Below are 21449 nucleotides of genomic sequence, written 5' to 3' on the forward strand. Positions count from 1 at the left end.
AGGCTGGAGCGATTGAATGATTCGCCGCCGCAAAGGAACGCCGTGATCCCTTCCGCCCGCGCCGCCTTGCGATCGACCGCACTGGCCACGAGTCTGGCGCTGGCCTTCGGACTGGCTGCATTCCCGCTGGATGCCTGGGCCAAACCAAAAGTTCCCCTGCCGAAGCCGCGGCCGATCGCCCGCAACGTTGTTCCCAAATCCACTGCACAGTCCGCGGCACAGACCAGCACGACCGCCGCCCACGCCCCGGCAGCGGCGGCCCCTGTGGCGGCGGCACCGGCTGCGCCCGCTCCTGCGCCGCCACTTCTCGCGCCTGCGACCCGCCAGCATGCCGCCTTGCCGCCCCCGCGCAAGCACGTGGCGCCGGCAGCGGTAGCTGCGACGTCCTCGACGTCGCAGGCCGACAAGGACGCTCTGGAAAGCGTCATCGAACTGGTGCGCAAGCAGAAGCCTGGGGACGCCACCCAGGCCCAGGCCGCGATATCGGATCCGGTCGCCCGCAAGCTCGCGGAATGGTTGATCCTGCGCAGCGACAACAATGGCGCCTCCGTGGAGCGCTATCGCGCCTTTGTCTCGGCCAATCCGAGCTGGCCGTCGCAGACCTTCCTGCGCCGGCGCATCGAGGCAGCCCTGTGGGACGACCGCCGCGACGACGCCGCGGTCTCGTCCTGGTTCGGAAACGAATCGCCGATCTCGGCCAAAGGCAAGTTCGCGCTGGCGAAGGCCATGCTCGCGCGCGGCGATCGCACCAATGCCGAACGGCTGGTCCGCGAGGCCTGGCGCCATGATGGCATGTCGGAAGACACCGAGAGCGCGGCGCTCGATATGTTCGGCGCATTCCTGACGGCGGGCGACCACAAGACGCGGATGGACACGCTGCTTTACGGCACCGAGCAGGAAGCCGGCGGCATGCGCGCCGCCAAGCGGCTCGGTTCAGGCCATGTCGCGCTGGCCAAGGCGCGCATCGCGTCCAACAAGAAATCCTCCAACCTCAAGTCGCTGCTCGATGCGGTGCCACAGGAGCTGCACAGCGATCCCGGCTATATGTTCGCCAGGATCCAGTGGCTTCGCCGCGAAGAGAAATTCCACGAGGCCGCACGGCTCATGCTGGCGGTGCCGAAAGATCCGAACCGCCTGCACAATCTCAACGAATGGTGGATCGAGCGGCGCCTCCTGGCGCGCAAGATGCTGGACGTCGGCGAACATCGCACCGCCTATCTGATTGCGCGGGACGCCGCACTTCCCTCCCGCGACATCTACAAGACCGAGCAGGAATTCACCGCCGGCTGGATTGCGCTGCGGTTCCTGAAAGATCCGGCAGTCGCCGCCCAGCATTTTGCGCGCATCGGTGTCGGCAGCGCGAACCCGACCGCACTGGCGCGCGCCGGCTACTGGCAGGGCCGCGCGGCGGAAGCGGCGGGCCGCGCACAGGAAGCCCGCGCCGCCTATGGCCGCGCCGCCGAGCAATCGACCAGCTATTACGGCCAACTGGCGCGCGCCAAGCTCGGCCTGCCGCAGCTCCAGTTGAACGGCGTCCCGTCCGGTCGCGGCCGCGGGGTCGAGCGGCTGGAGATCGTCCGCGCCGTGCAATTGCTCTATGAGCTCGACGAGCGCGAGCTTGCGATCCCGATTTTCGCCGACGCGGGCGAGAATGCCGATCCCGATGCCCTGGTCGGCCTCGGCGAGCTCACCTCGCGCTACAGCGACGCCCGCGGCATGCTGCTGCTCGGCAAGGCTGCGCTCAACCGCGGCCTGCCGTTCGATCACTATGCTTACCCCGTCAACGGCATTCCGTCGTTCAAGCAGATCGGCCCCGAGGTGGAGCCCAGCGTCGTCTATTCGATCGCGCGGCAGGAAAGCGCCTTCAATCCGTCCGTGGTCTCGCCGGCCCAGGCCTACGGGCTGATGCAGGTGACGCCGGACGCCGGGCGTTATGTCTGCAAGCGGGCCGGCATCAGCTTCGACCTCAACCGGATGAAGACCGACTCGGTCTACAACGCCACGCTTGGCGCCGCCGAGCTCGGCGGGTTGCTCGAGGACTACCGCGGCTCCTACATCCTGACCTTCGCCGGCTACAATGCCGGCCGCGGCAGCGTCAAAAAATGGATCGAGCGCTACGGCGATCCGCGCGATCCCAAGGTCGACGCGGTCGATTGGGTCGAACAGATTCCGTTCTCCGAGACGCGGAATTACGTGCAGCGGATCATGGAGAACCTGCAGGTCTATCGCGCGCGGTTCGGCGGCGGGACCAGGCTCCAGATCGAAGCCGACCTGCATCGCGGCGCCAGCGTCGAATAGCGGGATCTCAAGGTTACGCCTCCGGCCGTCGCCGCAGACGCCGACCGCCTGCGTTGATTGACCGCAGATACCCGCATTAGCGGACATCGACCGGTTTCGAGGCTCTACTTCGTAATCGAATGCCTCGTTGGCGTAACTGTTGATGTCGGCGCGGCATTCGAGATGGCGAAGGTCAACCAGACGTTCCAGCCTTCCGGTCGGTTTTCTGAGGCGAATTCCCTGTAGCCCTTGAAGTTCAGATATCCCTGCTTGTCTCCAATCGGGAACAGATAGCCGAGTTGGGGGCCAAAGCCGAAAACGCGCGATTTGAATCCGTTGAGGAATGGAGCTGCGCCAATATCGTCAGTGACCTGCTGGTAGGCATATCCGACCATGCCGACGAAGAGTTGTTTGGACAGAAAGTGCGATGCACCCCAGTCAAAATGGAAGTCGATGCCATTTTGATATTGCGTGGCGGTATTCTTGAAATTGTAGGTGAAGCCGCCGACGCCGGAAAATTCGATTCCTGTCGCCGGGTTGAGGTAGGTATAGCCGGCGCCGAAGTCGATGCCGCCATGCCCGATGCCTATGTTGGAGAGGCGTCGGGAGTCGTAGGCTCCGACCGGAATGTCGCCGAACCCGTACACCATGTAGTTGTGGACGCCCTGATTCCATTTCAGCGTCACCAACGGATAGAGATCACCGACGCCGGTCAGCGAATCCGACAGAAGCCCACTGCGTGTCGCGACAATGGGACCGACCTGTGCGGTCAGCGTACCGGAGATGCTGGTGTCAAGGTGGCCGACAGCGCCAATTACGCCGACGGCAAGTTGGCCGCCGAGCACGGGCGTCGCGAAGGTATAGGTCGGCGCAATGAACAACAGATCGCCACTGGCCTTCAGATTGGCGTTGAGATTGACGTTTGCCGTCGCCGGGACTTGGCCTATCGAGATTTGGCGTGCTGCCGCAACGTTGCCGGAAGCTGAGACGCTGGTGTGATAGGCCACTGTGCCGAGCGACCATCCCGGAACCGCCGGGGCGGCAGCCAGGCTACCGAAAAACCCGGGAAGCCAAAGGGACACGCCGTTCTCGTCCGCCCGGGCTGCCTGAGAATGAAGCGCCAACACAGCTGCGGCAGTAAGTGTCATTCGGCAAATATTCGAGGAAGCGATTTTCATCTTAACCTCCCAAAAACGCACGAACACCCAGCCAAGTAGATCAGAGTCGAGGTTTAAAGCCTGTGGTTGTTTGGCCACAGGCCGCTCTAAAAAGAAGCCTCTCCAAAAAATTTATCGCAAGCCGGCCACGCTTTAGTCATCCACTCGATGGCGTCCCTCTCTGAGGCTCGCTTGCCGAAGCGTTGATGCGGGTAACGGCGTCGGCAAGGATGGGTCAATGATGTGGACCATTTCGTTGTTGACTTGGCCGGCCGGCACTTTTCCCGACCAGCGTTACATTTGGTGCGGACCCGATCGACGATCGAGTTCAGTTCGGGGGCCGGTCTTCAGACGAGACGCAAACCGCTCAGTCAACACCGGACCAAGGACGGATGTTGCGAACACGAGCACAAGCACGACATTGAGCATTCGATCGTCGAGCAGCCGTTGACCCGCCGCACCGAGCGTTTCATGCGCGACCAGTGTCGCGGCAAGCGTCGCGGCAACTTGTGGCAGCGTGAGCGACCAGACCGTGAGCTGTTCATTCCGGCTGTAGCCAAACGCGCGACCCACGCCCCAGGCGGCTATCCACTTGCCGACGAGCAGGGCACCGATGATGCTGGCAACGAGCAAGAAGTTGTCGAAAATCCCGTAAACAAAGGTGATCGGGTTGATCATGAATCCGGTAACGACAAAGAAGATCGGAATGAACAGCGATTTACCCATAAACTGAAGCTTGACACTAGCTGGCGCGTGTTGTGCCGAGGCGTTGATGGCCAGGCCCGCAAGGAACGCACCCACGATGCCCGGCAGTTGGATCGCATCCGCAAGCACGCCCGCGATGGCCATGATGCTTAGCATCAACACAAAGTAAGCGTCCTCCTCATCCTCGACCCGCTTGAGTACATAGGCGCCGAGCCAGCTCAGGCCGAACAGGACCAGCGCGATGTAGCCTGCGATCTCGGCCAGCAGGAGCGCCAGACCCGACGGAGAAAAACCCGTCGTATAAATCGAGACGCAAATAGCGAACACCACGAGCGACAGTGTGTCTGACATGACCGTGGCACCAACCGCTACCGTCACCGGCTCCAGGCTGCCCAGGCCGAGCCTGCTCACTATGCTCAGCCCCAGCAATGTATGCGAGGCCAGCAGCGATCCGATCACGATCGCCGGAATCGCGGCGTAGCCGAATGCAAGCCCAACGATGGTGCCGAGCACCAGAGGAATTGCGGTCGTGGCGATGCCGAGGGCAATCGAGCGGTGACGGGCGCGCCGGAACAACGCGAGATCGATCTCCAAGCCCGCAAAAAACATCAACAGCAGTTTGCCCAATTCCGCCAGGAAATCTGCGACCGGTCGGACCGTGCCAAAGATGTCCAGAACATACGGCCCAACGATAACGCCGCTGAGCAGCAAACCTACCGGTACAGGAACATTCACTCGGCGGGAAAGCCGGGGGATGGTGACAAGCAGCACCATCAACACCGCAAACCTCGCGAGCACCGGCATGGTGAAGAGGTAATCCCGGAGGAAACTGATCGCGTTGGACAGCATATCTCGACGGCGCCTCCAACACTTGCCTAGAGGTAAGCGGTATAGGAGCTGACCCAGACGAGAATGGAGGCAAGAAGACCGATTACACCTGCCTTTTCGGCAAAGGCTGTGGCGTTCCCGGACATCCCGAGCCGTAGCGAATCCCGGCCCATTTCGTCGGGAACGGAAATTTCCGCGGGAAAAGCAGTTGCGCCGCCGAGTGACGACGTTCGGGCAAGGGTCCCCGATACGGCGACCTGGCCCTGACCGATACCCTTCGGGATAGCGGTGATCTTTGCGTGATAGATGCGGCCGGGAACGTTGTCGAAGACGATATCGACCGGCGCGCCGACCCTGATCGTCTGGAAGCCATTTTGTGAAAACATCCCGATGATTGTGATCTCGTTTTCGACCACGAACGACATTACCGAGCGTGCCTGCAGCGCACGGTCGCCAACCGTCAGCGTTACGAGGGTCACGTAACCGTCGGCTGGCGCTCGAACCGTAGTCTGCGACAGTTCCCACTCGGCATTTTCCAACTGCGCCTGAACTTGCGCGACGGTGGTGTTGACGCCGCCAATCTCGGAGTCCAGCGCCAGTTTGGCGCTCTGTTGTGCTGCCCTGGCCGCACCGAGCTGTGCTGATATGGTCTCAAACTGAACCTGGGTATCCTGCTCCCTGAATTCGGTGTTGGCCCCGCTCTCGTAAAGCGTCTGAATGTCCTTCAGGCGCTTTGCATTGAATTTGACCTGCGCCTCCAGTCCAGCAACATTGGCGGTTGCCTGTTCGTAGCTCGACTTCAGTATCTGGGCTTGCTGTTGTGCTCCGGCCAGTGCAGCCCGCAAGTGATTCACCTTATACTGGAACGGCGCCGGGTCTATCTGGAACAGGACGTCAGCCATCTTTACAGGCACGTTTGGCTTGACTGGAATCGCAACGATCTGACCGCTGACGTTCGGCGTCACCTCGACGACCCGCCCGGTTACAGTGACCTTGCCGGATGGTGTCAGATAATTGAACAGGGCAAGGAACGTCGCCAGGATAAAAGCACCGATCACAATTGAGATTGTTCCGGACACCCAACTCCAGCGCACGATCCTGAATTTCGAGAACAGGAGCCAAAGCGCTACAAAGTAGAGGCAAAGAATAATGAGCATCGGCCGAACTCGGCTTTCTTGATGCGAAACAGGCTGGCGAGACGCCCCTGCCTAGTCGAACGCAAAGATTCGTTTCCAGTCGTTCTTCATGTTGACCACGGTCCACTTGTTCACCGCCGCCGCGTCCAGCGCTACGTCGAGCTTGCCGAAATGCGAATGGCGGTCGTAGGCGTATTCGCGTTCCGCGTCGGTGTGGTGCACGATCAAGCCGAACCGCGCGCCACTGGCGCCGAGTGTCGCCCATTGCAGCATTTCGAGATCGCCGTCGGAGTTGCCGAAGGCCGCAATCGGGCGGCGGCCGATGTGCTCGTTGATGCCGATCGGCTTGCCCGTCTTGTCGTCGATAAAATTGATTTCGGGCAGCCGGAAGAGCGTTGGCGCGCCGTCCTTCATCTCAAATCGGGTCTTGATCGATGAGCCGATCACCTGCTCCGGCGGTATTCCGTAGATCCGTTCGGTCCACGGCCGCATGAATTCGATGCCGCCGCCTGACGCGATGAAGGTCTTGAAGCCATTGGCCCGGAGATAGGCGAGCAATTCCAGCATCGGCTGGTAGACCAGTTCAGTATAGGGACGCTTGAAGCGGTGATCACGCGCGGTCGCCAGCCAGTCCGTGACGATCTTCTCAAACTCTGCCGTGGTCATGCCGGCATGTGTCACAGCGATGATTTCGACCAATCCTTTTTCGCCTGACGCCGCAAGCGCCTTGAGATCGCCGTCCAGTACCCCCGCGAAAGGCTGCTTGGTCTTCCAGTCCGGATGCATGGGCGCAAGCGCCTTCACCCGGTCAAGCGCAAAGGCCAATTGGATATACATCGGCTGCTCGATCCAGAGCGTACCGTCATTGTCGAAGGTCGCGATGCGCTGGTCGACCGGGACGAAGAAGGGCCCGCCTTGCGTCGTGACGCGGGCGACAAAGTCGAGGATCGAGGCCTTGGTCGCCCCTTCGTTCCAGGACGGAAGTGGATCGCGTGCCTGTGCCAGCGCGGAGGTGGAGCGGAACGCGGCAGAGAGCAAGGGGAGCATCGCCAGCGACGAGAGGAGGATGCGGCGGTCCACGAGCGGAAATCGCACGATCGGTTTCATGGTTGATCCCTTTCAGGTTCGTACACCAGCCAGTTTTCGATCATCAATGCTCCGCGCAAAGGCGCATGCATGGCTCGTGCGGTCCCTCAGTAGCAGGGCGGATAGGGATAATAGCCGCAGTAGGGATAGGCGGCATTTGCTGCCGCTGCACCCAGCGCAGCCCCGCCCACCGCGGCGGCACCGACCGCTGCAGCACCGTAGCCGCCGCGATACCAGGCACCGCGAGCGACGTAGGGACGACGCCAGGCGCCGGCTGCGCCGACACCCCCTACCCGCGCGTAGCCGCCGTGGAAGCCCGCAGCGTGGAAGCCGCCCATGCCGCCCGCGTGGAAGCCGCCACCGTGGAAGCCGCCGAAACCGAAGCGATCGATGAAGAGCGCCGCCGGCCCGTCGCCGCCGGCCAGATCGCCTTCGAGCACATCGACATCAAAAGTCAGCCGGTCGCCCTCGAGCTTCGCCGTCTTCAGCACCACGACGGCATCGCGGATTTTCGACCCGTCCGTGCTGAACACCGAGACGGTGGCGTTCGGCGGATCCTTGGTAAAGCTCTCGTCGCTGGAATTGTTTGGCGACCATTCCTCCAGCAGGCTGGTCGTGAGCGAATGCCCTGCCGCCCGCACCGGGCGGTCCGCAAAAACGATCGAGTTGGGCGCCACTCCGGTGAGTGTCAGTTTCCCGCCCTGCAGGCTGGCGCCGCGGGCGTTCATGACGATCAACGACGGCACAATCTCCGGCTTGGCCTGGCCGATCGTCTTCTGCAGGGGCTCGTGCTGGGGCGTAGAAGGCGCGGTCTGGGCCAGCGCCGGTGCTGCCCCGCAGAGCAGGAAGGCGATAATCATGCAGCCAGTTCGACTCTTGATGGTCATGATACACTCCTTGCATTTCGCTACTTGCGTTCAATCGGAGTCGTGCCGAATTCAATTGCTGGACGGCGGATTCCTTAGTTTTTCCATCGCCTGTTCGACGGAGAAAGAGCCCGGTCTTTGCCTTGGCGGAAACTGCTGGAAGCTCATGAGATGCTGCCCCACGATCGCCTGAGCGGGGACGAGCACAAAGGCATGCTCCACGAACCACCGGACGTAATCGCCGGCTTCATGCTGGGCTCGCTCGAACGGGTCGGATCGGAGGTTAAACAACGACGGCAAACGAAGTTGAATCATCGGCTGCGCCCACACGTCAAACCCATGGGCCTTCTGTTCCATGAATACCGCCTTCCATTGGTCGTAACGAAGACCGGCAAGGTTGCCGTCGTCAGTCCAGTAGAAGAATTCGCGGCGCTTGTTGGCGCCCTTGCGGGCGAGGAGGTCGCGCTGGTCGTACCCGTCGAGGTGGACCTTGAAGTTCTTGCCGGCGGCATCGTAACCCACCAGCAGCTTTGTCTTGACGTCGGGCTCGCCCGCCGCCGCGACCAGCGTCGTCGCCCAATCCTCCGCCGAAAACACGTCGTTGATGTCGGTTCGCGCAGGCACCAGCCCGGGCCAGCGCACCATCGCCGGGACGCGATAGCCGCCCTCCCAGTTGGTGTTCTTCTCGCCCTTGAATGGCGTGGTTCCGCCGTCGGGCCATGAGAATGTCTCGGCGCCGTTATCGGTTGTGTAGATAACGATCGTGTTGTTGGCGATGCCGAGATCGTCGAGTTTTTTCAGTAATTGCCCGACTTGCCCGTCATGCTCCACCATGCCGTCCGGATAGATACCAAGGCCGGTTTTGCCCTGGGACTCAGGCTTGAGACGAGTCCAGATGTGCATGCGGCTCGAATTGAACCACACAAAGAAAGGCTTCTTGTCGCGATTGGCGCGGTCGATGAAGTCCACGGAGGCGTTGAGGAATTCCTCGTCGACTGTCTCCATGCGCTTCTTGGTGAGCGGTCCGGTATCCTCGCACTTTTGTTTGCCCCATGGGCCGAAGCGCGGATCGTCGCCCGGTGTGTCGACGGTGGTCGCGACGCATTTCATAACGCCACGCGGACCAAACTGCGCCCTGAACGCTGGATTTTTCGGATAGTCCGGATGTTCCGGCTCGTCCTCGGCATTCAAGTGATAGAGGTTGCCGAAGAACTCGTCGAAACCGTGCACCGTGGGCAGGAATTCGTTGCGGTCGCCGAGATGGTTCTTGCCGAACTGCCCGGTCGCATAGCCCTGCGGCTTGAGCAGATCAGCAATGGTCGGATCCTTTCCCGACAGGCCTTCCTTCGCCCCGGGAAGGCCTACTTTCAGCAATCCAGTGCGCAACGGACTCTGGCCAGTGATGAACGCCGCGCGGCCTGCGGTGCAGGATTGCTGTCCGTAATAGTCGGTGAAGATCGCGCCTTCGTTCGCAATGCGGTCGATGTTGGGGGTGCGGTAGCCCATCATGCCGCGATTGTAGCCGCTGATGTTCCAGTAGCCGATGTCATCGCCCATGATGACAAGGATGTTGGGCTTCTGTTGTTGCTGGGCAGAAAGCGGCGTGACCAATGCTGCCACCGTTGCAACTGAGGTAACGAGACCCAGGCATGCGCGTTTGAAGATGCTCATGATTAAGTTCCTCGTTCTATTTCTGCTGGTTGCACCGGATCCGGCGCGCCGCTTCGTTGGTGGTTGCTCGCTGAGCGAGGGAGTGATCGGCGGGCGTCACTGAGGGACGCCCGCCGAGTTAGCGTCGTATTGTTAATCGCTGCGGCCGGCCGTCTTCATATTCTTAACTTGCTGCATGACCTGTTCCAGGTTGTAGCTGGCCGGGTCCTGCAGCGCCGGGAATTTGATGTAAGTCTCGAGGTGCATCAGCCACAGCTGTTGCCCGATAGGCAGCAAGTTCCAGTCATAGACATAGGCGGTGGACGGAGAAGCAATCGCCCCGCCCATACCGAACAGCGTCTTCTGCTGCGAGCCAACGGAGGTCTCGAAGGGATCGCGCTTGATGTTGACGACCTGGGTCCAGGAGTAGGGCTGCACTCCGGAAACGAAGCCCGCTGGGTTGTCGGACACCATCGCGAAGTACATCTTCCAGTTCTTGTAGCGGACGGCCGACGGCGTTGTGCTGGACCAATACAGGAAATGGTCGCGTGCCGACTTCTCTGACCTGCCGCTCAGGTATTCCACCTGGTTGACGCCGTCGAGCGTGGTCTTGACGATGCCGGGATACTGCCCGGCCTCGATCCGTTGCTTCAGTTCGTTGCCTTTGGGTCCGCCGGCGATCTCGACGAGAGTCGGGACCCAGTCGAGGGCGGCAAACATTTCGTTCTTGACCGTGCCAGGCTTGATGACGCCGGGCCAGCGGATGACTGCAGGAGCGCGCAAACCGCCCTCCCAGGTGCTCAGCTTGCCACCCTTGAACGGCGTGACGCCGCCGTCCGGGAAGGTGATGGTCTCGGCGCCGTTGTCGGTGGTGAACACGACGATCGTGTTGTTGAGTTGGCCCATGTCTTCGAGCTTCTTCAGCACCACACCGATGTTGTCATCCATCTGCTTCATGCCGGCTTCGTTGACGCCCCAGTCCTTTCCGCCGGGCTCGCCCACCATGGCCAGGTACTTGTCCGACAGCACGGTCGTGATGTGCATGCGCGCCGGATTGTACCAGACGAAGAACGGCTTGTTGGTCTTCTTCGGGTCGTTACGATCGAGGTAGTCGACGACCTTTGCCGAGATTTCCTCGTCCACGGTCTTCGATCGCTCGAGGGTCAGCGGTCCCTCGCTCCTGCACATTTGTCTAGCGCCAGTGCCGTCGGATGACGTGCACGCGAGGATCGGACGCGGTGGCGTCAGGCAGACCGTGGTCTTGGGATCCACCGCGCCGGGAAGCTCGGGCACGCCGGGAATCGGAGTGTTCTTGCATGGCGGCGCGACGGTCTGCTGGGTCGGGGTCTTGTTGATGTCGGGGAAGCTCACCCCTTGCATCGCATCGAGGTGATAGAGGTAGCCCCAGTATTCCTGGAAACCATGCGCGGTCGGCAGCGATTCGGTGTGGTCGCCGAGGTGGTTCTTGCCGAACTCCCCGGTGTTGTAGCCGAGATCGAGCAGGAACCTGGCAATCGTCGGCGTGCCGGTCCGCAGATAGGACGGGCTGCCGGGAATTTCCGGCAACGTCATGCCGACGCGAACCGGCTGCATGCCGGTGAAGAAGGCCGTACGCCCAGCCGTGCAGCTCTGCTCGGAGTAATAGTGCGTGAACATCGCGCCTTCATTTCCGATGCGATCGATGTTGGGCGTCTCGCCGACCATCAGGCCGCGATGGTAAATGCTCGGCTGGTAGAGGCCGATGTCGTCGCCCATGATGAAGAGGATATTGGGTTTCTGCGGCGGCTGCTGCGCGGTTGCCGGTGTGCTGGCCGGCCCGCACAGCGACATCAGCATCGACGCGCCAAGCAGCGAGGCGCAGGACTGCTTGAGCCCACCCCGTGTCTTGCGTGGCGGCGTTGCAATAAATGGCGGCTTGGCAGCGAATACGGTACTCAACATAGTTTCGCTCTCCCTTTTTATGATGCGTCAGTGGCTCGTCGCCTGATGCATCGAAAGCCAAGGTGACTGGTGGAAGTATCGACCGGCTCCGCATGGCGCGCTGCCGGCCGGTAGCGTCGGCAGTAGTTCGGCGCGCACAAATGCGAGCCGCCTTTGATGACCTTTCTTGGAATTTTCACATTGGTCGTTCTGGGGTCGTAACTGTCGGCCTCGCGGCCGCCGCGCGGGTTCTCCGGAATGCAGCAAGCCTTCGGAGCATCTGCCTGATGCTTTGGCGAATACCAGTCGGCCGTCCATTCCCAGACGTTGCCGATCATGTCGTGCAGGCCATACCCGTTCGGCGGGAATGCGGTGACCGGTGAAGTGCGTTCGAATCCATCGGCATTGACATTCTCCCGCGGAAACTCACCCTGCCAGGTATTGGCCATGTGACGGCCGGCCGGCGTGAATTCGTCGCCCCACGCGAATTCGGCGTCGTCGAGCCCGCCGCGCGCTGCGAATTCCCATTCCGCTTCGGTTGGCAGATCCTTGCCAGCCCATTTGGCGTAGGCGAGCGCATCGCTGAAGGCCACGTGCACGACCGGATGATCGTCCAGCCCACGGATGTTGCTTCCGGGTCCGTAGGGATGCCGCCATTGCGCACCCTTGGCGAAGGTCCACCACTGGCTGAAGTCGCGGAGGTTGACCGGATGGTTGGGCGGCAAGAACATCAGCGAGCCCGCGTAGATCATATGCGGGAGCATTCCCGGATAATCCTTGGGGTCAGGTGTGATTTCGGCGACGGTGATGTGCTTGGTGGCCCTTACGAATTCCCTGAACTGCCGGTTCGTCACGGGATGGCGGTCCAGCCAGAATCCGCCCACGGTGACGCGGTGCGCCGGCGCTTCTTCGGGATAATGCTTGTCCGATCCCATGCGGAAAGTGCCACCGGGTATCCAGATCATCCCATCAGGCTGCGAGGAGAAGTCATCAACCGTGACATCAGCCTTAGCCGTGGAGGCAGAGAAGAGCGCCGTCATGTCACCCCCGGTGATTATCGCGGGATACCGGCCAAGGGCTACTCCCGCGAGCATGGGCGCCATTTCACCCGCGGGGAAACCGGCGATCTTGATCTAAATCAATGCGTCTAATTGCGACCATTCTTTCAATGCGCAGCCGTATAACGGTGGAGATCTGGCATCCGATCTTCCGTACAATTGCACCAGGTCCTGCTCAATCTCGTTATGAACGCGATGCATGCGATGACCCTCAACGCGTGAAGCGTTGCGTAGCCTCTGTACCGGGGCGTCATTCCAGTTTTGTAGCGACCTCTGGCCGAACAACCACAGGCTTTAGACCTCGATATTGATTTTGCTTGGCTTGGTGCTCGCGCGCTTTTAGCGGACGACGCATCTGCTACGCAGCCTGCGGCCTCTTCGCGCCGCGCGGCGATACGCCTCGCCAGCGCTCCTATCCATCGAGCTTGCGTCGGTCGCACCGCGCGGCGCGCATGCACGATCATCCGGCCGGTAGCAGATCCAGCCCGCACCAAAGAAAAACCCCGGGCAGTTGCCTGCCGGGGGGTTCTCCGAGTGCTTCAAGTCTTTCGGGATCAGAAGTTACGCTGAGCACGAAGCTGTAGCAGATACGTGTTCTGATCCTTGAACTCGTAGAGAGCCGTCGGCTTTGGCGCAGTCGCGGCGAACACGGAACTGCCCGACATCTTCTGGTCCAGATGCAACCACTGCACTTCGCCCGAGAACGTCAGGTTCTTGACCGGAGTCCAGCGCGTAAGAAGGCCAAGCTGCGAGACGTTGAAGTCGGGATTACAGGAATATGCGCCGGCGGCATTGCCAACCAACGCCTGGCCTGGGTGGTTGGCCGCGAATGCCGCACAATAGGCGCCCTTGGCCGAGGTTGTTCCCGCACCCCCCAGGTTGTCGTTCGCTCCACCGTCATATCGTACGCTGGAGTAGGCTCCAAACAGGCTGGTTGACCAGTATGGGTTCCAGTTGTGATTGAACGCACCACGGAAGCCCCAAGCCGTCGTGAGCTTGATGCCGTCCGTGCCGCCAGCGCCAGGAAGATAGACGCCGTCAGAGGTCGCACCGAGTCCAACGCTCTGATAGGCGGTCCCGCTGCTGCCGAACATCGCAAAGCTGGGCGAGGATCCGCTGTTACCGAGCACATTCTTGGTGTCGCCCTTTGCATAGGACACATCGAACTTGATGTCGTCGCCAGCACCGGTCGGGAGGTTCTTGATCTGCAGCGCGGCCATCACCGAACCGCCCCACTTTGATTCGGGGTGGCCGGAGATTTCCGAAAAGTTGTTCGCTCCGTTAAGCGCTCCACCAGCGGTCAGAGCGTTGTACGAAGCGTTAACTTCATGCAGCGCGCCTGAAATCTGGAACAGACCCCAGGCCTGATCGACGCGGATTCTGCCGACAACATCGGGAGCGTGCACGCCGGCATAGGCGTTGGTGCTGCCGACTCCGTTCGCGTTAAGACTCGCGAGTGAAACAACGCCGGCAGCCGAGGTCGAGGCCAGGTTGAACACATTGGTGCGGTTGAAGGTAGACGGATCGTCCAGGCCGATGCTGGCCGACACGCCATTGCCGAACTCAGCGGTGTACTGAATGTTGTTCAGGCCGGTGTCGGTGTTGTTGCCGCCGAGCAGGCTCGCAGTGAGGTTGCCCGGGTAACCGTTCCAGGGGGTCGAGTAGGCCGAAGAAGACTTACCGAAGGTGAAGCCGGCGAACTGGATGAAGAGATATTCGGTGTTGATCTGCTGCCCTTGGCTCAGGCCTCCGTTTTGGCCGGTAGGTCCCACGTCCCTGACGCTGCCGCTCGGCGAGGTGAACGACCAATCCAGCTGACCGAAGGTACGGACCACGCCATATTCGGTGGCGGTGCGGGTATCAACGGTGAACGCCATACGTGAACGGGAAGCGAAAGAATCGCGATAGCGATTTCCCTGACCCAGATCGCCGTTCCAGGCCGGTGTACCGTGCGGTCCGCCGTTGAATGTTGTGTCGACGCGCAGATAGCCGCCCAGCTTGATGCAGGTATCCGTGCCGGGGATGTAGAAGAAACCAGCACCGTACAGCGAGCAGACCCTCACGTACTCGACCGCCTTTGCCTTGACCGGAAGATCGGCCGCCTGTGCCGTGCCGACGGCGAAAATACCAGCGACCGAGCCAAGGATAAGTTTTTTGAACGTTGTCACTTTGTTGTTCTCCTTTTGCGTCTGCAGGCTTTTGGATGCAGCAGCATGTTCATATGGCGGAAGGAATACCGCCAAAATCTGAGTCGGAGCGTGACATGAACGTGAACAGCTCTGGTTTTCCCGTGGCTGTGGGTCTTGTGCAACACATCAGGGCGTTCGGCGTGAGAATCCAATGCTGATGACGCGGATCACGCTGCGCAACGTCAAGCGCCGGGGCCCTCCGGTGCCGTGGCCATCGCTCTTCGCTGGCAAAGCCTCGTATTCCGCCCGGCGATCGGAGCGCCGCAACCGGAGCGCACGAATTCAGGGCCCCGGTGTCCTGGACGCGGTCGCACAACGAAAAATCCCCGGCAGTTTCCTGCCGGGGATTCTCCTAGAGAGTTGTCAGACGTTCGAGATCAGAAGTTACGCTGAGCGCGAATGTTCAAGCTGACCGTATCCTGATCCTTGTACTGGTAGATGGCGGTCGGCTTCGGATTCGCCGGCGTCAGGATCTTGGAACCGGAGAACTTCTGGTCGAGGTGGAAATAGAGCACTTCGGCCGAGAACGTCAGGTTCTTGACGGGAGTCCAGCGGGTGACCAGACCAATCTGCGAGAGATTGAAGTCGGGGTTGCAGCTGAAATCCACTGACTGGGCGCCAGTGTTGCTCGCAGCGTAGGCCGCACAATAGCTGGCCTTCGCCGTGCCATCATAACGAACAGCAGCGTAGCCGCCGAACAGGCTGGTCGACCAGTATGGATCCCAGTTGTGGTTGAACGCACCACGGAAACCAAAACCTTCGGTCAGATGGATCGACCCGTCACCGCCGGCAGATACCGGAAGATAGACGCCATCGGTTGCGTTAGCGAAGCCGATGCTCTGGTAAGTGCCAGCGGCGCCGCTGCTGTACTTCTGGAAAGGCCGTACGCCTGCGCTGGTACCAATGACGTTCTTGATGTCGCCCTTGCCCCAGCTCACATCCATCTTGATGTCGTCGCCGGCACCAGTCGGGATGTTCTTGATCTGCAACGCAGCCATCACCGAACCGCCCCACTTGCTCTCGGGGTGGCCAGAGATTTCCGACAGGTTGTTCGCTGCGCCCAACGTCAGGTTGTTGTACGAACCGTTAACCTCATGCAGTGCGCCTGAAATCTGGAACAGACCCCAAGCCTGGTCGACACGAATGTTACCGACGATGTCGGGAGTATGCACGCCGGCATAAGCGTTAACGCCGGCTCCGTTGGCGTTAAGGGATGCGAGCGAAGCCCCGCCCGTAGCCAAGTTGTAGACGCTGGTGCGGTTGAACGCGAGCGGGTCATCCAGACCGATGGTGCCCGACACGCCGTTGCCGAATTGCGCGGTGTACTGGATGTTGTTCGTGCCGGTAACGGTGTCATGACCGCCAACCAGGAACGAGGTGTTGTTGCCTGGATAACCATGCCAGGGCGTCGCATAGGCCGAAGCCGAACGACCGAAGGTGAATCCAGCGAACTGGATGAACAGCATTTCCGTCGCGATCTGCTGGCCGTTGTTCAGGCCGCCGGCCTGGCCTGCAAATCCAACTTCTCTGACGCTGCCGCTCGGCGAGGCGAACGACCAGTCGAGCTGACCGAAGGTGCGAACCACGCCGTATTCAGTGGCGGTGCGGGTATCGACCGTCAGCGCCATACGGGAACGGGAAGCGAAGTAATCGCGATAGCGATTGCCTTGACCCTGATCGCCAGCCCAAGCCGGCTCATCGTACGGCGAACCGTTGAACGTGGTGTCAACGCGCAGGTAACCACCCAGCTTGATGCAGGTGTCGGTGCCCGGGATATAGAAGAAACCGGCACCATACAGGGAGCAGATCCTCACGTACTCGACCGCTTTGGCCTTTACGGGAAGGTCAGCCGCCTGCGCTCCACTCATAGCGAGAAGACCCGCCGCTGAGCAGAGCATAAAGCCCTTAACCATCTTCATGTTAAACCTCCAAGTTGCTCTGTAGGGAAGGTTCCGGATCCGCTGGGTGTAAACACCCTAAGGTTGGTTCCCTTGTCCCCTGAAACCCGCTTAGTCGCTTCGCGCCTTCGGACACTCCCGCATGAACGCGAGGGACTTAAGCGAACCACCTAAAACGGGACGACCTCGGGATGCCCCCCTCCGTCGCTCGATCACAATTACCGAGGACTTCTGCACACGCAACAAAGGAACCGCTTCGAACGGCCCGGCCCCGCCCCTTTTCCAAAGGGTGTTGCTCAAATAACACGCGTTCGTGATCGAGGTTTCTCTTGCAAGATGCTGTTTCTATTCGGTGTTTTCGAATAGTTCCAATTGACGCCACGACTGTCGGTGTGGGCACTGCAACAGGCGGCTCGTGCCCGCCAGCGTGCCTCTCTCGCATCGAATCGAAGACGAGGCTGCCGAATCCGCAGCGGGCGATTTCGCACCCAATATAGAGACAACGGACGAGGCTCATCGCATGCGGGCCCAGGCCGCCACGCGCGTCTCACGGTCGACGGGCCCTCAACTGGGGCAAAAAGCGGCGGAAGGCGATGGAAGCCTCGATATTTCTCGGGATCGGAAGGCATTTATAGAGTGCGGCAAAACCCGGCGCTTGCGCGCGGCGATCTGGAACCGGGATTTGCGTGGAATCGAATCGGTCCGCCGGCGATATCGAATCAATTTCACGCGATTTCGACGCGGCGCGTGAGGCAAACAGACTGCGAAAACTCCCTGCAAGGGCCAGATCCCGCGTCGCGCACGCCGTACCGATAGCTGAGCCATCTGCGTGTCCCCGAGACCCACAGAGCCCGGAAACATGCGCCTAAACGCGCGATACGGGATATCGGCCGTTCGTGAGGAATGGGCGCGAAGCGCCGGCGCCTCTAAATGGCCTCGGCGTAATCTGAATCTGCCGCTTGCGGCTGGCCCTCGCCTCAGGCATATCCGCGCTGATGGAGCTGTGGCCGAGTGGCTGAAGGCGGCGGTTTGCTAAACCGTTATAGGGTTGTAAAGCCCTATCGAGGGTTCGAATCCCTCCGGCTCCGCCACCCTTCAGCGTGTCCAGCCCTCCATAGTGCGATATGGCCGCCGATGGCCGCATCATCACCAAGCAGCATACACACCGTCGATCCCCGCCGTTTCTACGCTACAGCCTCCCCTTCGCTTCTGTTAAGCGAATAGGCTTGAGCATGACCGAGTTGGGGCCGTCTGCTGACCGTTGGTTTCGGCCCCAGCAATAGGATTAGCTGACAAGCGCGCAGTGAGACCGCGATGAGCGCGGCTGCTTCTGTAGTGCGAGATGGAGTTCTTGTGCTCCACCGACGCACGCACACCCTCTCAAGCGTCGACTCGAACTGCGGGGGGCCGGGAGCGGCACGACCTGAATATCGACCGTCTCGGTCCGGGCGAACGGTCCTTCCGTGATCTCGAACGTCAGTTGCGTGCCTGAGAGAAGCGTCAGGCTCACTTTGAAGTTCGGATAGGTGACGTCCATCTCCTGTCCAATAGGGAAACTCTCCATCGACATCTTCATAGTCCTTTCCCCGAGGCGGTGAATGGCCGGGCTAAGCCGGCTGTGGTCGCAGGGGCAGTCGGTGGGAGCGGTTCTTAGGCATGCCCGCCGTCCGACATGGACGGCGGCCTTGCTGGAAAGGGATGACGCCGGTCGACGAGCGGTCAGTCGCTCGAGATCCCGGTCATCCCCGGCAGAGATCAGCCAGCGGCTTTCGGCACAGGCGTATTCAGAAGCTGCTGCTCCCACTGAAACGCAATGCCGGTGCCGCCGAGGTGCGAGATCAATATCTCGGTCAGCGCTTCGACGTGCTCGGTGCGCGCCCAGTCGCGCTGCCAATCACCAGCCAGAGCCATCCAAGTCATCGGGTTTGCGCCAGCGGCGATCATCCGCTGGATGGCAACCTCGTGAGACTCGGTCGAAACCCCGCCCGACGCGTCGGTGATCACGGTTACGTCCCAGCCTTCGCCGGCAGCTTGGATGACAGGCATCGCGACGCAGACTTCGGTCCACAGGCCTGCGATGACCAGTTGTTTGCGGCCGGTCGCCTTGACCAGATCGACCACCCTCTTGTCCTCCCAAGTGTTCACCCAGGTGCGGTCGATCACTTCCTGATCCGGGAACACGTCAGTGATTTGCTTGAAGAGAACGCCGCCACGAGCCGCCAGCACACTGGTGAGGATCGTCGGAACATTGAAGGCTTTTGCAAGCTTCGCCAGAGCGGCCACATTGTTGACCACCGCCTGAGGGTCATGGCTGTTCACGTTCGTAAGCTGGAAAGGCTGGTGGTCAATCAGAACGAGTACCGAATCTTCGGGACGAAGAAGCGAAGCAAGGCCGTTACGAAAGGTCATTATGACATCCTTTGCTGCCGCCCATGAGCGGCATTGGTTTTGCGGGAGACGTGCGCCAGGGCGACGTTGCCTGGTCGCAATTTGCCGTTCCTTTTGGTGATACGGTAGTGCCATAATCAGGCAAGCTGTGTCGCGAAACGAGGAACACCGAGTTGGACATCGAAGATCTACAGACATTCGTCGCAGTGGCCGATGCAGGGGGCGTATCGGCCGCCGCGCGCCGGCTCGGCGTCTCCAAGTCAATTGTCAGTCGACGGCTCTTTCGGGTTGAAGCGGAGCTTGGCGTCCAGCTTCTTGCACGAACGACCCGAGGCGCCGCGCTCACGGAAGCGGGAATCACGTTCAGAGACCATGCGGCCCGAGCCAGCGCCGAGATCGATACGGCCAGGGAAACGATCCTGCCCAGCGGTGAGTTGCGCGGCCGCCTGAGGGTCGCCATGCCGCTTTCTTTCGGACCGACCCACTTCGCCCCCGTGCTTGCGGAAATGGCGCAACACCACCCGCAGCTCCACATCCATACCTCCTACAGCGATCGCTTCGTCGATCTGATCGCCGAAGGTTTCGATTGCGCGATCCGGGTTGGTTATCTTCAGGACTCCAACCTGATCGCGAAGCGCGTCGGGCCGATCTATGGAAAGCTTGTCGCAAGCCCGGATTACATCAAAGCGCACGGTTCACCTGAGACGGTAGAGCAACTCGTCAACCATCAGGCGCTCATGCAAGGAACGGAAGCCTGGCAGTTCATGGATGGCGACAAGATCGTCACGGTTCAGCCGCAGGGCAGGTTCAAGGCCGACAACGCTACGGCACTTGCCGCTGCCGCGGCGGCAGGACTCGGCATCGCCTGGCTCCCCGATTGCATCACACACGAATATGTGGCCTCCGGCGCGCTCGTTCCGGTGATGACGCGCTATCCCCCACCTTCGGCAGGCGCGTATGTCGTCCGACCGCCGGGTCAGCACCCCCCACGGAAAGTCCGGGTCCTCATCGAAATGCTGATCGAGTACTTCGTACGAAATCCGGACGTTTGGGGTCTCGACCGTTAAAACAGGAACGGGGCGAAGCCTTATCAAAGAATTGCGTTCGACCGTCGCTCTACTGCGGGCCGCTGAGTTCGACGACATTGCCCGCACGTTCCACTTACTGCGACACAGCTTGACGTATCACAGGGCTAGTTGGGCAGACGGTCGCTCGCCAGTTTAGGCATTCGTCGGGCCGAAAGCGCTCTTCCCGCTCGCGCGGTCCGGATTAATCGAAATCAGGCATTCGCATCGGCAAGGGCGAGGCCTCCCGGAAGCCCAAGAGAGGATGACGCTCATGAGTTGGAACCCGGCAATCGACCCCGGCTGCCCCGATGAGGTGGGCATCGACGCGATCGAAACTCTCATTGTTCCACGCGCTCGCGATCTCGGCGGCTTTGAGGTTCGGCGCGCCCTGCCGGCGCCGAAGCGGCAGATGGTCGGACCGTTCATCTTCTTCGATCAGGTTGGGCCGGCCGAACTCCTGATCGGACAGGGCGTTGACGTTCGGCCGCATCCGCATATCGGTCTCGGCACCGTCACCTATCTATATCGCGGCGACTTCCATCACCGGGACAGCACCGGAGCCGATCAGACGATCCGTCCGGGCGAGCTGAACTGGATGGTCGCCGGGCGCGGTGTCTCCCATTCCGAGCGCACATCAGCGGCTGCCCGAAGCGGTCCGAACAGCCTGTTCGGAATTCAGACCTGGCTTGCGCTGCCCGGGCGTCACGAGGATATGGCACCGATGTTCGAGCATCATGGCAAGGAGGCGCTGCCGGTTATCGAGGATAGCGGCGTCTCGGTCCGGCTCATCCTCGGGGACGCCTACGGCGAAAAGGCCCCTGCGACGATGTTCTCGGAAACATTCTACGCCGATGTGGCGCTCGAAGCAGGAAGCCGACTGCCGATGCCGGATGATCACGAAGACCGAGGCATCTACATCGTCGAAGGTTCGATCTCCATCGCCGGCCAGGAATACGAGGCATCTCAGATGATGGTCTTCCGCCCAGGCGACAGGATCACGGTCGCGGCCGGCGACAGAGGCGCGCGGCTGATGATCCTCGGCGGCGCGACCCTTTCGGGTCCCCGCTACATCTGGTGGAATTTCGTCGCCTCATCCAGGGAGCGCATCGAAGAGGCCAAGGCCGAATGGCGCGCTGAAAACTGGGGCAAGGGACGTTTCGATCTTCCCGTCAATGACCGGGATGAGCACATTCCACTTCCGGACTGACCGGTGCTGACAAGTCG

At 61.0% G+C, this 21449-nt stretch carries 15 protein-coding genes and 1 tRNA gene; 4 read left to right on the top strand and 12 right to left on the bottom strand.

Annotated elements, in window-relative coordinates:
* Nucleotides 1-45: 45 nt before the first annotated feature.
* Complete coding sequence (locus tag C7G61_RS20600; protein WP_108517943.1) at nt 46-2298, top strand: lytic transglycosylase domain-containing protein; 2253 nt, start codon at nt 46-48, stop codon at nt 2296-2298.
* A gap of 104 nt (nt 2299-2402) precedes the next feature.
* Here the strand turns inward: C7G61_RS20600 and C7G61_RS20605 are convergent, their stop codons facing one another.
* The 10 genes from C7G61_RS20605 to C7G61_RS20650 all read right to left on the bottom strand — a co-directional run bounded on the left by C7G61_RS20605 (nt 2403) and on the right by C7G61_RS20650 (nt 16791).
* A complete protein-coding gene (locus C7G61_RS20605) occupies nt 2403-3455 on the bottom strand; it encodes a SphA family protein (RefSeq protein ID WP_108517715.1) in 1053 nt (350 codons plus the stop codon).
* A gap of 273 nt (nt 3456-3728) precedes the next feature.
* Complete coding sequence (locus tag C7G61_RS20610; protein WP_108517717.1) at nt 3729-4988, bottom strand: cation:proton antiporter; 1260 nt, start codon at nt 4986-4988, stop codon at nt 3729-3731.
* Nucleotides 4989-5014: 26 nt separating this feature from the next.
* Entirely contained in the window at nt 5015-6124 is a 1110-nt protein-coding gene (locus C7G61_RS20615) for an HlyD family secretion protein (protein ID WP_108517720.1), read from the bottom strand.
* A gap of 51 nt (nt 6125-6175) precedes the next feature.
* Nucleotides 6176-7150 carry an HAD family hydrolase gene (locus tag C7G61_RS20620; protein ID WP_244608395.1) on the bottom strand — a complete coding sequence of 325 codons (975 nt, stop codon included), beginning with the start codon at nt 7148-7150 and terminating at the stop codon, nt 6176-6178.
* A 146-nt stretch (nt 7151-7296) separates the two neighbouring features.
* A complete protein-coding gene (locus C7G61_RS20625) occupies nt 7297-8076 on the bottom strand; it encodes a hypothetical protein (RefSeq protein WP_108517724.1) in 780 nt (259 codons plus the stop codon).
* A gap of 51 nt (nt 8077-8127) precedes the next feature.
* Complete coding sequence (locus tag C7G61_RS20630; RefSeq protein WP_108517726.1) at nt 8128-9726, bottom strand: arylsulfatase; 1599 nt, start codon at nt 9724-9726, stop codon at nt 8128-8130.
* A 132-nt stretch (nt 9727-9858) separates the two neighbouring features.
* Entirely contained in the window at nt 9859-11535 is a 1677-nt protein-coding gene (locus C7G61_RS20635) for an arylsulfatase (protein WP_108517945.1), read from the bottom strand.
* A gap of 128 nt (nt 11536-11663) precedes the next feature.
* On the bottom strand, nt 11664-12665 hold the full coding sequence (locus tag C7G61_RS20640; protein ID WP_108517728.1) for a formylglycine-generating enzyme family protein: 1002 nt from the start codon (nt 12663-12665) through the stop codon (nt 11664-11666).
* A 572-nt stretch (nt 12666-13237) separates the two neighbouring features.
* Nucleotides 13238-14926 (bottom strand): porin, encoded by a 1689-nt coding sequence (locus C7G61_RS20645; RefSeq protein WP_338026099.1) that lies wholly within the window; start codon nt 14924-14926, stop codon nt 13238-13240.
* Nucleotides 14927-15249: 323 nt separating this feature from the next.
* Nucleotides 15250-16791, bottom strand: coding sequence for a porin (locus C7G61_RS20650; protein WP_108517733.1), 1542 nt, complete (start codon nt 16789-16791; stop codon nt 15250-15252).
* Between the two features lie 976 nt (nt 16792-17767).
* Between C7G61_RS20650 and C7G61_RS20655 the strand changes: the two genes are divergently transcribed.
* Nucleotides 17768-17861 (top strand) — tRNA-Ser (locus C7G61_RS20655).
* Nucleotides 17862-18055: 194 nt separating this feature from the next.
* On the opposite strand, the gene C7G61_RS47825 is transcribed toward C7G61_RS20655, so the two are convergent.
* Both C7G61_RS47825 and C7G61_RS20665 read right to left on the bottom strand, forming a co-directional pair.
* Nucleotides 18056-18346, bottom strand: a complete 291-nt coding sequence (locus C7G61_RS47825; protein ID WP_108517735.1) for a MoaF-related domain-containing protein — start codon at nt 18344-18346, stop codon at nt 18056-18058.
* A gap of 179 nt (nt 18347-18525) precedes the next feature.
* Nucleotides 18526-19179 (bottom strand): isochorismatase family protein, encoded by a 654-nt coding sequence (locus tag C7G61_RS20665; protein WP_108517737.1) that lies wholly within the window; start codon nt 19177-19179, stop codon nt 18526-18528.
* Between the two features lie 152 nt (nt 19180-19331).
* On the opposite strand from C7G61_RS20665, the gene C7G61_RS20670 reads away from it, so the two are divergent.
* The gene (locus tag C7G61_RS20670; protein WP_108517739.1) at nt 19332-20225 is read left to right on the top strand and encodes a LysR family transcriptional regulator; all 894 of its coding nucleotides are present in this window, start codon (nt 19332-19334) and stop codon (nt 20223-20225) included.
* 271 nt (nt 20226-20496) lie between these two features.
* Nucleotides 20497-21432 carry a pirin family protein gene (locus C7G61_RS20675; protein ID WP_108517742.1) on the top strand — a complete coding sequence of 312 codons (936 nt, stop codon included), beginning with the start codon at nt 20497-20499 and terminating at the stop codon, nt 21430-21432.
* Nucleotides 21433-21449 lie beyond the last annotated feature (17 nt).

Source organism: Bradyrhizobium algeriense, from assembly GCF_003062295.1.
GTDB lineage: Bacteria > Pseudomonadota > Alphaproteobacteria > Rhizobiales > Xanthobacteraceae > Bradyrhizobium > Bradyrhizobium algeriense.